The organism is Nostoc mirabile CHAB5784 (assembly GCF_020829645.1).
GTDB lineage: Bacteria > Cyanobacteriota > Cyanobacteriia > Cyanobacteriales > Nostocaceae > Nostoc > Nostoc mirabile.
In genome coordinates this window covers 1-12,424 of the sequence record NZ_JAIVFS010000081.1, presented here as the reverse complement: position 1 = coordinate 12,424, position 12,424 = coordinate 1, and the positions used below count along the sequence as shown (strand labels likewise).

The following is a 12,424-nucleotide window of genomic DNA, read 5'->3' as shown; positions in this document are numbered from 1 at the left end:
ACACAGAGAGGGGAGAAATAGAGAAGATTTTTGCGTCAGTTTTGGGATATTTTTTTATTTGGAAGTCCCGAAAGCGTTCTCGAAGAGTAGCCGCTACGCGTCTATGGATACAATACGTGCTTTGGTAGCATAGCTGTGCTAGCCTACGAACCATATTCTATTGAATTAAAAACAGTTATAGACTTTGAGAAAGGCTAAGGTGGAGCAATTCAGTAAAAATTGCTTGCGGTTAATGCTGAGTTAAGAGTATAACAGAAAACAGACTTTACTATTCACGAGGAATAATCATAATGTCTCAATTAGCAAATGTAAAATCCAGTCTGAATGACTTTGAATTACGAGATGGCATTTATTTTCCTAACGACTATGAACAATTGAATAATACTCAACATAAAAAAAGATGGGACGCAATTGGTAAAACATACTATGGTTCCCAAAAAGTTGAAAAACTTGCAGATACATCGCCTATCAAACAAGATTACACTCTGTTAACTGGCACACCTGGAGGTACTTGGAATAAATTTCCACTAAATAAATCTGTTGATTCTATTTTAGAGATTGGTTGTGGTTATGGTCGCGCACCTTTACATCTATCTAAAGCTAAAAATTTGAGATGCGGAAAATATTATGGAATTGATATTTCTGAACCTTTGTTGCAGCGGTTAATCAAGGTTAAACAAGAATACAATTTTTTTCCTGAAGCTGAATTTAACTTAATTTGCAATTCTGCTGAAATATTGCCTTTAGAAGATAATTCTATAGATTTGGTAATTTCTAATTGCGTCTTTATGCATATCCCAGATGCACAATTAAGAAATTTGCTGGCTGATATATCTCGCGTACTAAAACCTGGTGGAATTTTCGTTTTTAATCATTCCTTTCACAACAAGTCTTGTCCTTCTCATATTATCCATAATTTTATCAGAAGGCTGAATCCATTTGTGAGAAATCCAGTTTATCTCAAGCAATATACATCTGCTGAAATAGATGAAATGTTGGCGACTGCTGGGATAAAAGCTAAGTGTCCCCAATACAGTGTCGAACCAACGCAAGAATATGCAATTTTGCCGGAAACCATTAAAGGAATTCCAGTGCCGTTTGCTAATGCTATCAATAGAAGCCTTAAGCCATCAGATAGTTTAAAGGAAACTTTGGCTTATGGTTTTAGTGCCTACAGTACTCAACTGGACTAATTAAGAAAGTATTTTTTTTCACAATAGACCTCTTGCATAAATCAAAAATAAGAACCCCACCCCGCCAAAGCTACGCTTTGTCTCCCCTCCCCGCAAGCGGGGAGGGGTTGGGGGTGGGGTCTTAGGGACTTTTGCAACAGGTCTAATGAACTGAATACAAAGGAACTACGGAAGCACAACCAACATTGTTGTGCTTTTATTTTGACAATAAATGTAATTTACCAACTTTTAGCAACATGTTTTAACTAAAGTTGGTAAATTAGGGATTAGTTGAGCTAATTCTTCCCTCCGCAGCTATGCCATTGGATTTATCGCCTCTTTGGATATCACTCAAAACTTCATTACTTGCTACATTTATCACATTCTTCTTGGGTATCGCTGCTGCCTACTGGATGCTGGGATATCGTGGCAAAGGGAAATCGTTGATTGAGAGTATCTTTATTGCGCCACTGATTTTACCGCCTACGGTTGTCGGTTTCTTGTTGCTGCTATTTTTTGGCAAAAATGGCCCTGTAGGAAAATTCATGGAGACTTTTGACTTCACCATCGTCTTTACTTGGTATGGTGCAGCGATCGCAGCTACCGTAGTTTCTTTCCCTCTAATGTATAAAACTACATTGGGAGCTTTTGAACAAATAGATGGTAATTTGCTGCGAGTAGCCAGAACCCTTGGTGCAACTGAAGCCACAATCTTTTGGCGCATCAGTTTCCCCCTAGCATTACCCGGCATTGCAGCCGCCACAATGCTCGCTTTTGCCCGTGCTTTGGGAGAATTCGGGGCGACATTGATGTTGGCTGGTAACATTCCAGGACTTACGCAGACAATCCCAATGGCGATTTATTTTGCTGTGGAAGCGGGAGCAATGAACGAAGCGTGGTTCTGGGCGATCGCAATTATGGTGATTTCTCTATCTGGAATTATTGCAGTCAACTTCTGGCAAGAATTGAGGGAAAAGAAGGGGGGAGTGGGGAGTGGGGAGTGGGGAGCAGGGGGCAGGGAGCAGGGAGCAGGGAGCAGGGAGCAGGGAGCAGGGGGAGAAAATCTTTATACGTTGGACTCTAGTTTTGAATCTGGTGGATTGTTTGTAAACATTGAAAAAATACTTCCTAGCTTTGATTTAAAAGTTGCTTTTACTACTGATGAGCAACCCTTGGGATTATTGGGGGGTTCTGGTGCAGGTAAGAGCATGATTTTGCGCTGCCTTGCGGGGATAGAAACGCCCACAATCGGGCGCATAGTTTTAAATGGCAGAGTTCTGTTTGACTCAGAACAAAGAATTAATTTACCCAGCCGCGATCGCCGCATTGGTTTTTTAGTGCAGAATTATGCTCTGTTTCCGCACATGAGTGTGGCGCAAAACATCGCTTTTGGCTTGCCCAAAGGACTATCGGCTGGGAGCATTAGAGTGCAGGTAGAGGAGCAACTAATAGCGATGCAGTTGCAGGGATTAGGCGATCGCTATCCGCACCAACTTTCTGGAGGCCAACAACAACGGGTAGCTTTGGCAAGAGCATTAGCAAGTCAACCGGAAGCATTACTTTTGGATGAGCCGTTCTCGGCACTTGATACCCATCTGCGTAGTCAATTAGAGCAGCAAATGACAGAAACTCTTGCTGGCTATCAAGGTGTGACTCTATTTGTCACCCATAATATGGAAGAAGCTTATCGGATTTGCCCGAATCTATTGGTGTTGGAGCATGGTAGAGCCGTTCATTATGGCTCAAAACACGATATTTTCCAGCATCCTAGTACTGTTAGTGTCGCCCAACTTACCGGATGTAAAAACTTCTCCCGCCTTATTCTTCAGTCATCGCAACAAGTGGAAGCGATTGATTGGGGTTGTACTCTGAAAGTAATTGAACCTGTCAAAAGCGAATTATCCCACATCGGCATTCGTGCCCATCAGTTCATTTTTACCAACGACTCATCACAGGAAAATACCTTTCCCTGCTGGGTAGTAGGAACAAGTGAAACGCCTCATCGAATGACGTTGTTTCTCAAACTACATTCGGCTGGAAAGAATTCTCAAGATTATCATCTGCAAGCTGAAGTCTTCAAAGAAAAATGGGCGACTATGAAAGACCAAGCTTTTCCTTGGTATGTGCGTTTAGATCCTCTGCGGTTGATTTTGATGGAATGAACGCAGAGATGCACGGGACGCAACGAAGCTGTAATAATGGAAAACTTGGCGGCAGTGATAGATTAGTTCTTTGACCATACATAGGATGATTATGGCAAGCAATAGCTTCAAACCCGTAGAGGCGGGTTTTGTCTGTATAGCTGCAACTTCCTAGTCGTCTGGTGCAAAATGTGAGTTAGCTGGCTTCCAAGACATTACAGTTGATGAGTCTACCCTGGAGTTTTTAATGTCTCGAACGGAAAAAGTAAGAAAACTTGCTGGTTTTATTTGGAGTATTGCTGAACTTTTACGCGGTGATTATAAGCAAGCTGACTACGGTAAAGTTATATTACCGTTTACAGTGTTGCGCCGTTTAGACTGTGTTCTAGAGCCAACAAAAGCAGTAGTCATGGAATTTTACGAAACCAAACTAAAGTCCATGAATCTGAAAAATCCAGAGCCGTTACTAAATCAGAAAGCTGGCGTAACTTTTCACAACATTAGCCAGTTTACTTTTCAAAAACTCAAGGCAGACCCAGATAATGTAGCTGCTAATCTCAGAAACTTTATTAATGGCTTCTCTATTGCTGGAAGAGAAATCATTGAATATTTTAACTTTACTGACCAAATTAATCGTTTAGATGAAGCAAATATATTATTTTTAATTGTCAAAAACTTTGCTGAAATCAATCTTCATCCAGATGAAGTAAACAGCGTGGAGATGGGCTATGTTTTTGAAGAATTGATTCGCAAATTTTCGGAACTATCTAATGAAACCGCAGGGGAACATTTTACACCCCGTGAAGTTATCAGGCTGATGGTCAACTTACTGTTTCTCAATGACAGAAATATTCTAACTCAAGAAGGTATTGTGACAACTATCTATGACCCTGCCTGTGGAACAGGTGGGATGTTGTCTTTAGCAGAAGAGTACATTAAAGAACTTAACCAAAACTCTAAAACTGTAGTTTTTGGTCAGGAAATTAATCCAGAATCCTACGCAATCTGTAAATCTGATATGTTGATTAAAGGTCAAAATATCAGCAATATTAAGTTTGGCAATACTTTCACAACTGACGGTTTAGCACATGAAAATTTTGACTATATGTTATCTAATCCACCCTTTGGCGTGGAATGGAAGAAAGTACTAACCTACGTCAAAAATGAGTATGAAAAGAAAGGATTTGATGGCCGTTTTGGAGCAGGGTTGCCCAGAATCTCAGATGGTTCTTTTCTGTTTCTGCAACACATGATTTCTAAGATGAAGCGGGATGATGGCGGTTCTAGAATTGCTATTGTATTTAACGGTTCACCACTATTTTCTGGAAGTGCTGGCAGTGGCGAAAGTGATATTCGCAAATGGATTATTGAAAATGATATGTTAGAAGCTATCACGGCACTGCCTGACCAATTATTTTATAATACTGGAATTTACACATATATTTGGATAATCACTAATTATAAAACCCCAGAGCGCAAAGGTAAAATACAGCTAATTAACGCCATTCATTATTACAAAAAAATGAGTCGCAGCTTAGGAAATAAGCGGAATGAAATTGGCAATGGTGAAGATGGCAAACCCAATCAAATTGAGGAAATAACCCGAATTTATGGTGAGTTTCAAGACAATGCTAAACGCAAACTTGAGATCGATGGCAAAGAACAGGATATCATTGTTAGTAAGATTTTTGATAACGAAGACTTTTTAAAGGTAGACTTAAATGAATTCCAACGCGGCAAATTACACGAAATTCTCCGTCAGGTTGCTTATGAGCAATTTTTAACCGCCGTGAAAATGATTGAACAGACTGAGGCACAACCATGATTGCAACTGTTCAGACAACTGAAAAAGCTTTTGAAAATGCAATTGTTCACGCTTTAGTGAGTAATGGTGGCTATGAAGAAGGCAATGCTAGCAACTTTATTCAAGAATTAGCGCTTGATAAAGTCATCCTGCTACGGTTTATTCAGACTTCTCAGCTAGAAGCATGGCAAAAGCTGATAGACATTCATGGTGCTGAAGTTGAATCTAAGTTCATCCAACGGCTGTGCCAAGAATTGGAAAATCGCGGGATGTTAGACGTGCTGCGCTATGGCATCATTGACTACGGTGTACGCTTCAAATTGGCATTCTTCAAACCTGCCAGCAGTCTCAATCCCGATACTTTAGCACTTTACGAGCAAAACATCCTGACTGTGACTCGTCAGGTGCATTACAGTGCTAATCATGAAAACTCCGTAGATTTGCTGCTGAGTATTAATGGCTTACCAGTCGCCACAGTAGAACTAAAAAACCAGTTCACTGGACAAAATGTAGAAAAAGCCAAGCACCAGTATATTCAAGACCGGGATAACCGAGATTTGTTATTTCAATTCAAGCGGCGTTGTTTGGTGCATTTTGCCGTAGACCCCGATGAAATCTGGATGACTACGCGCATTGATGGCAGTAACACCCGTTTTCTACCCTTCAACAAAGGCTATAACAAAGGTGCAGGCAACCCACCCAACCCAAAGGGTTACAAAACCGCTTACCTTTGGGATGATATCTGGGCAAAAGACAGTTGGTTGGATATTATATGTCGTTTTTTGCACCTAGAGCAAGAAAACATTAAACTAAACCACAAATCTGCTAAAAAAGAAAGCCTCATCTTTCCTCGGTTTCACCAATTAGATGTAGTTCGCAAGCTAACCGCAGATGCCAAAGTTAAGGGGACAGGACAAAATTACCTAATTCAGCATTCTGCTGGTAGTGGCAAAAGTAATTCTATTGCCTGGTTAGCATATCAACTTGCTAGCTTATATAATGATCAAGATCAACGAGTTTTCGATTTAGTTATCGTTATCACTGATAGAAAAGTATTAGACCAGCAACTTCAAAATACGATTTACCAGTTTGAGCATAAGCAAGGAGTAGTGCAAAAAATTGATAAAAACTCTGCACAACTAGCTGAAGCGTTGGTTTCTGGCACTAACATCATTATTACTACCTTACAGAAATTTCCTTTTGTCTTAGATAAGATTCGAGAAATCTTAGAAAAAAACAAGATTGGCGAACTGCCTAAACGTAATTACGCCCTAATTGTGGACGAAGCCCACAGTTCTCAAAGTGGCGAAGCGTCCAAGAAAATGAAAGAAGTGCTTTCTATCAACGATTTAAGTCTTTCAGCCAAGCAAGAAAGCATGGTTGACGAGGAAGATGATATTGAAGATAACATCCGCAAGTCGATGCGTGCCCGTGGTAAACAACCAAATTTGAGCTTTTTTGCCTTCACAGCCACACCCAAGCCAAAAACCTTAGAAGACTTTGGCCAGATGAACGCCCAAGGGCAAACAGAACCCTTTCATCTTTATTCCATGCGGCAGGCAATTGAAGAAGGTTTTATTATGGATGTGTTGCAAAATTATACAACCTACAGAACTTTCTTCAAAATCAGTAAGGCGATCGCAGATGATCCTAACATTTCTAAAAAGAAAACGAGTCGAGCGATCGCTAAATTTTTATCACTCCATCCACACAACCTAGCCCAAAAAACTCAAGTTATTATCGAGCATTTTCGCCAATGTGTGATGCATAAAATTGGCGGTAAAGCTAAAGCAATGGTGGTTACAGCTTCTCGATCCCATGTAATCCGCTATAAAGAAGAATTCGACAACTATTTACAGAAACAAGGTTATGCAGACATCAAAGCATTAGTAGCCTTTACTGCTTTTACCGATAGAGAAACTTACATCGAGTATACTGAATCTGATATCAACGGCTTTGGTGAAAAAGAATTACCCGAAAAATTTGAAACGGTTGAATATCAACTCCTGATTGTAGCAGATAAGTATCAAACTGGTTTCGATCAGCCATTATTGCACACCATGTATGTAGATAAAAAACTTTCTGGTGTCAAAGCTGTACAAACCCTCTCTCGCTTGAATCGCACTTGTCCCGGCAAGGAAGACACTTTTGTTTTAGATTTTGCTAATGATGAGCAGGAAATTATTGATGCTTTCCAGCCTTATTACGAACAAACAACACTAATAGCAACAACAGATCCTAACAGACTGTATGATTTAAAAAATAGGTTAGATAGCTACCAGATTATCTGGCCTAGTGAGGTAGATGCTTTTGCCAAGATATTTTTTAAGTCTCAGGAAAAGGTAAATAATCAAGATCAAAGTAGACTGCATTCCTTTATTGATCCTGCTGTAGACCGTTTTAAAGGTTTAAGTGAAGAACAGCAAGATGAGTTTAAAAATAGTCTAACCGCTTTTATCAGATTATATGCATTCTTGGCACAGATTATGCCATTTGCAGATGGAGAACTAGAAAAATTTTATGCTTTTGCTCGTCTTTTGCAAACCAAATTACCAAAACTTAGCCAAAGCGAAGCTTTTAAACTTATTGACGAAGTTGCACTAGAATATTATCGACTACAAAAAATTCGAGAAGGTCAGATAGTCTTAGAAAAAAATACAGAGTTATCTCTACAACCTATAACTGAAGCTGGCATACCAAGAGATAAAGAAGAACAGGCTAAACTTTCAGAGATTATCGATATTCTCAACAAAAGATTTAGAACTGATTTTACTGAAGCAGACAAATATTTTTTCAGCCAAATTGAAGAAGCACTAGTTCAGGATAAGACATTATCACAACAAGCCAAAAGTAACTCAATTCAGAACTTTAAATATGGCTTTGAGGATGTATTTCTGACAAAGCTGATTGAGCGAATGGATTTAAATCAAGATATTTTTACCAAAATCATAGATTTCAAAGATTTTGGTGAAGTAGTCAAAGAGTGGATGCTGAGGAAAGTGTATACAAGGTTGACACAATTCAGCTAACAAAAATGATTAAATTACTTCAAGCGCCCAGACCCAAAGAGTCTGAGCGCTTGAATATTAGGTTGCAGAGAAACTTCTGCTAGATTGTCGTGGAATTATGCGGGCATCATGTGCATACTTCTGCAAGACTCTGTACACTTACGGCAAGCAGTAGCACATTCCATCATTTTGGGATCATCACTCATCATTTCACAAGCCATTGCAGTGCGATCGCACATTTCAGCACACAGCATACAAGTGCGTTCCATGAACTCAGAACCACTCATCATCATATTCATGCACATCATGCACATTTCAGAGCAATCGCGCATCATGCTCATCATGCTCATCATGCTCTTGTCCATCTGCTGACCACCTTTGCTCATGCAATGAGTCATGGTTTCCATGCACATTTTGTGACAGTCCATACAAACATCCATGCAAGTTTGCATTTCTGGAGTCATGGTTTCAGTCATCATCATCATCGGAAATACCTCCTTATTTATTGATGCATAATAGAGTGTCTTTGGAAGGACTACTCATAACATTAGTCCTATCCTTTTAAAGAGTCAATGGGATTTTTAATTCATAATTTATAAGCATAGTATCCCAATATAATTACCGGAAACTTGAACTAATTCTACACTAGTTTAGTGTTGTTTATCTGGGGATTACTACACATTAAGGCTTATAAACTCCTGTTTCAAAGTGGGGTTTTATTGAGCAAGTTAACTTTCCATCAGAAATTAAAAGTTAGAGTTAAATTTGGAGCAAAATAATGTTATTTTTTTTTACAAACGCCTAAATAAAGCATTCATTTATAAACTTATATTAACCCAGAAATTATTAACTTTTATTAACTTGAAGATAGACACCCTTAAAAATTCGTAATTCGTAATTCTGTTTCTGGTTGGCTTTAAATCCCTACCGGAAAGAAAGCTATCTGTGAAAGTAAGGCGATAAATCAAGTTTACAACGCCAAATGAAAATCGGTCTTTCGTATTGGATCATAGGATGTTTAAACGAACCGCATTCGCGTTAGCGTCTCCCCTTGGGAGAAGGACGCATAGACGCGGAGCGGCTTCCCGCAGGGTAGGGCGCGAAGAAGTAAGAGAAGAGAAGAAATGAAGTTAGGATGTGGGTTGTAGATTTGATTGGAGTTTGAGTAAGCGATCGCTCGCTGTTTGTAATGTCTCAGGTCTTTTGCTAAAGCAAAATCTGATCAATGAATGTCCTTTTTCTGGTTGGCTGAAAAAGCTGGAACCGGGAACTACGGCAACACCAATATCTTTAATTAGATGGTAAGTGAATTCAACATCAGTTTTGTAGCCGAATTTGGAAATATCTGCAAGAACGTAATAGGCTCCTTTGGGAACGAAATAGGGAATGCCAACTTGATCTAGAATCTGTAAAATGCTGTCTCGTTTCTGGTGATAAAGTTTGGCTAGTTCTTCATAATAGGATGGTGGCAGTTGCATGGCAGCAACTCCAGCTCGTTGCAATGGTGCAGGAGCGCCAACGGTGAGAAAATCATGGACTTTGCGAATGGCTCCTGTCAATTCGGGGTTTGCCAGAATGTAGCCGACTCGCCATCCGGTAACGCTATAAGTTTTGGATAAACCGTTAATAGTAACGGTGCGTTCTTCCATGCCGGGAAGGGTAGCTAGGGCAATATGTTGAGTACCGTCATAGAGAATATGTTCATAGATTTCGTCTGTGAACGCTAACACATCCCATTTTTGACAAAGTTCAGCAATTAGGGTGAGTTCTTCACGGGTAAAGACTTTACCTGTGGGGTTGTGGGGTGTGTTGATAATAATAGCTTTGGTATTGGCATTGAAAGCTTGACGCAACTGTGCTTCATCAAATGTCCAATGGGGGGGATGCAGTGTCACGTACCGGGGTATAGCACCAGCTAAAATCGCATCGGGGCCGTAGTTTTCGTAATATGGCTCAAATACAATTACTTCGTCACCGGGATCAACTGTCGCTAACATTACAGATGCCATTGCTTCTGTAGAACCGCAAGTAACGGTGATTTGGGTTTCGGGATTGATATCTAAGCCGAGATACCAGTGGACTTTATTGGCGATCGCATGACGAAATAAGCGATCGCCCCAAGTAATGGCATACTGGTTGACATCTGCCTCTATTGCATCATTTGCTGCCTGTTTCAACTCCAAGGGACACGAAAAATCAGGGAACCCCTGCGCTAAATTCACCGCACCGTGTTGCAGTGCAACCCGCGTCATTTCTCGAATCACCGACTCTGTAAACTGTTCTGCCTTCGCTGATATTTTTTGGCGCACAATCTTACTCACCCCTATACCTCCGTTGATCTTTATTGCAGTTATGCGGGAATTTTTGTAAACCAGATGAAATCCATAATATCGATTAATTTATCGTAGTATACTCAAATTCCAGATTCAGAGGGAATGCAACCTTATAATCTATAGAACTCTTGCATAAATATTTTGTGGTATAATTAAGGGTTATTTTAGTTTCAATTTTGGGACATTAAAATAAGACCTCTTGCATAAATCAAAAATAAAGAACCCCACCCCGCATTTGCTCACGCAAACGCTCCCCTCCCCGCTTGCGGGGAGGGGTTAGGGGTGGGGTGTATTAGGGACTTTTGCAAGAGGTCTTATATACTTAATTATTGATATAAATAGTCAATTACTGAAGTACAGATCCAGAATCATCATGAAATCTTTGCACCGTCCCGATCTCTATAGCTGGTCTAATTTCAATCCGGCAAGAAATATTGATTTCAATGGGATTGCCTGGATTCGCCCAGATGGCAACATCTTGATTGACCCAGTAGCCCTATCAAACCATGATTGGAATCATCTCAAATCCCTCGGTGGTGTAGTTTGGATTGTGCTGACGAATTCCGAGCATGTCAGGGCAAGTAAAGAAATTGCCGATCAAACCTATGCTAAAATAGCTGGCCCTGTGGCAGAAAAAGATACTTTCCCTATACCTTGCGATCGCTGGCTGTCTGATGGTGAAGAGTTCGTACCTGGGTTAAAAGTAATTGAACTCCAAGGCTCGAAAACTCCCGGTGAATTGGCTCTGTTACTGGAAGAGACGACTTTGATTACAGGGGATTTAGTCAGGGCACGCAAAGCAGGTAGCTTAACTATATTGCCAGATGACAAGCTGCTGAATCGAGAGGAAGCTGTTGCTTCTGTTCGCAGGTTAGCAGAACTGAGTCGCGTAGAAGCAGTGCTAGTGGGGGATGGTTGGCCTGTCTTCCGTGATGGACGCGATCGCTTAAAGGAACTTGTCGCGACACTGTAAATGCTAGGGTAGCACAGCTAGCTGTGCTACCCTACAGGAGATTGTGGTTCAAATAAATGAAAAAGGCTATAGGAAGAATTGTAATTTAAAACCTTTTCAGCAATTAAACCGGATTCCTATATGTTAATTAGACCTCTTGCAAAAGTCTATCCCCTTTTCCACATCCCAATACGCTTGGGTTAAGAAGAATCGTAGGTTGGGTTGAACTTTAGTGTTACCCAACAAAGCCTTGATAATGTTGGGTTTCGTTCCTCAACCCAACCTACACCAGTTTTATTTTTTAGCCTTAACCCAAGCGTATTGTTCCACATCCCGTCAAAAGTCAGGTTGAGCGACAGCATTTGCTTGTTGAGCGGCAGCATTTGCTTGTTGAGCGACAGCATTTGCTTGTTGAGCGACAGCATTTGCTTGTTGAGCGACAGCATTTGCTTGTTGAGCGACAGCATTTGCTTGTTGAGCGACAGCATTTGCTTGTTGAGCGACAGCATTTGCTTGTTGAGCGGCAGCATTTGCTTGTTGAGCAATCGCATTTGCTTGTTGAGCGAGAGCATTTGCTTGTTTGGAAGTAGGTACGGTACTCTCTCTCTTTTTTCCAACGTCATAGGCAGGAATGTTGATATCTTCTGACTAGAAGTGGATAGTTAACGCTACAGTTGAGTGAAATATCACATGAGCTGAGATAGCCAACTGGAGTTTAGACTAAAAGCGATATGAGAGAACGCAAATCAAATGGAATTAGAGATTAAAAATATTATCTTGTCAGCCTCAAAGCATCCGCGACCTTTAACAATTCTGTAGTATATCTGCTCCAGATAATAATACAATAATGATAATCATAAAAAGGGTGGGAGAGAAACGAGCGTCGCTGTGATTTGAACCATATTTTGACCAAACGGACACGATACGCTTCACTCCGCACTAGAACAACATATACTTCAAAGTTATAAATAGAGTCCAAAAACCTCAAAACTTAATTCCAGGAAGCAACGTGGG

At 40.4% G+C, this 12,424-nt stretch carries 8 protein-coding genes; 5 read left to right on the top strand and 3 right to left on the bottom strand.

Annotated elements, in window-relative coordinates; genetic code table 11:
- Positions 1-290 precede the first annotated feature (290 nt).
- The 4 genes from LC653_RS32950 to LC653_RS32935 all read left to right on the top strand — a co-directional run bounded on the left by LC653_RS32950 (position 291) and on the right by LC653_RS32935 (position 8,146).
- Complete coding sequence (locus LC653_RS32950) at positions 291-1,193, top strand: class I SAM-dependent methyltransferase (protein ID WP_229498841.1); 903 nt, start codon at positions 291-293, stop codon at positions 1,191-1,193.
- 296 nt (positions 1,194-1,489) lie between these two features.
- Entirely contained in the window at positions 1,490-3,334 is a 1,845-nt protein-coding gene (gene modB, locus LC653_RS32945; RefSeq protein WP_229498839.1) for a molybdate ABC transporter permease subunit, read from the top strand.
- Between the two features lie 226 nt (positions 3,335-3,560).
- Positions 3,561-5,138 carry a type I restriction-modification system subunit M gene (locus LC653_RS32940; protein WP_229498837.1) on the top strand — a complete coding sequence of 526 codons (1,578 nt, stop codon included), beginning with the start codon at positions 3,561-3,563 and terminating at the stop codon, positions 5,136-5,138.
- Positions 5,135-8,146: a type I restriction endonuclease subunit R gene (locus LC653_RS32935; RefSeq protein WP_229498836.1), complete on the top strand. Its 3,012-nt coding sequence runs from the start codon at positions 5,135-5,137 to the stop codon at positions 8,144-8,146. Before LC653_RS32940 ends, LC653_RS32935 begins: the two co-directional genes overlap by 4 nt.
- A 95-nt stretch (positions 8,147-8,241) precedes the next feature.
- Here the strand turns inward: LC653_RS32935 and LC653_RS32930 are convergent, their stop codons facing one another.
- The gene (locus LC653_RS32930) at positions 8,242-8,610 is read right to left on the bottom strand and encodes a four-helix bundle copper-binding protein (protein WP_229498835.1); all 369 of its coding nucleotides are present in this window, start codon (positions 8,608-8,610) and stop codon (positions 8,242-8,244) included.
- A 645-nt stretch (positions 8,611-9,255) separates the two neighbouring features.
- A complete protein-coding gene (locus tag LC653_RS32925) occupies positions 9,256-10,446 on the bottom strand; it encodes a pyridoxal phosphate-dependent aminotransferase (RefSeq protein ID WP_229498834.1) in 1,191 nt (396 codons plus the stop codon).
- Positions 10,447-10,831: 385 nt separating this feature from the next.
- Here LC653_RS32925 and LC653_RS32920 point away from each other — a divergent pair, with 385 nt between their 5' ends.
- Positions 10,832-11,431, top strand: a complete 600-nt coding sequence (locus LC653_RS32920; RefSeq protein ID WP_229498833.1) for an MBL fold metallo-hydrolase — start codon at positions 10,832-10,834, stop codon at positions 11,429-11,431.
- 179 nt (positions 11,432-11,610) lie between these two features.
- On the opposite strand, the gene LC653_RS32915 is transcribed toward LC653_RS32920, so the two are convergent.
- Positions 11,611-12,033 (bottom strand): hypothetical protein, encoded by a 423-nt coding sequence (locus LC653_RS32915; RefSeq protein ID WP_229498832.1) that lies wholly within the window; start codon positions 12,031-12,033, stop codon positions 11,611-11,613.
- Positions 12,034-12,424: the final 391 nt, after the last annotated feature.

Coding starts and splice junctions, on each gene's coding strand:
- LC653_RS32950 (WP_229498841.1), top strand. CDS start 291: ATGTCTCAATTAGCAAATGTAAAATCCAGTCTGAATGACTTTGAATTA.
- modB (WP_229498839.1), top strand. CDS start 1,490: ATGCCATTGGATTTATCGCCTCTTTGGATATCACTCAAAACTTCATTA.
- LC653_RS32940 (WP_229498837.1), top strand. CDS start 3,561: ATGTCTCGAACGGAAAAAGTAAGAAAACTTGCTGGTTTTATTTGGAGT.
- LC653_RS32935 (WP_229498836.1), top strand. CDS start 5,135: ATGATTGCAACTGTTCAGACAACTGAAAAAGCTTTTGAAAATGCAATT.
- LC653_RS32930 (WP_229498835.1), bottom strand. CDS start 8,610: ATGATGATGATGACTGAAACCATGACTCCAGAAATGCAAACTTGCATG.
- LC653_RS32920 (WP_229498833.1), top strand. CDS start 10,832: ATGAAATCTTTGCACCGTCCCGATCTCTATAGCTGGTCTAATTTCAAT.
- LC653_RS32915 (WP_229498832.1), bottom strand. CDS start 12,033: ATGACGTTGGAAAAAAGAGAGAGAGTACCGTACCTACTTCCAAACAAG.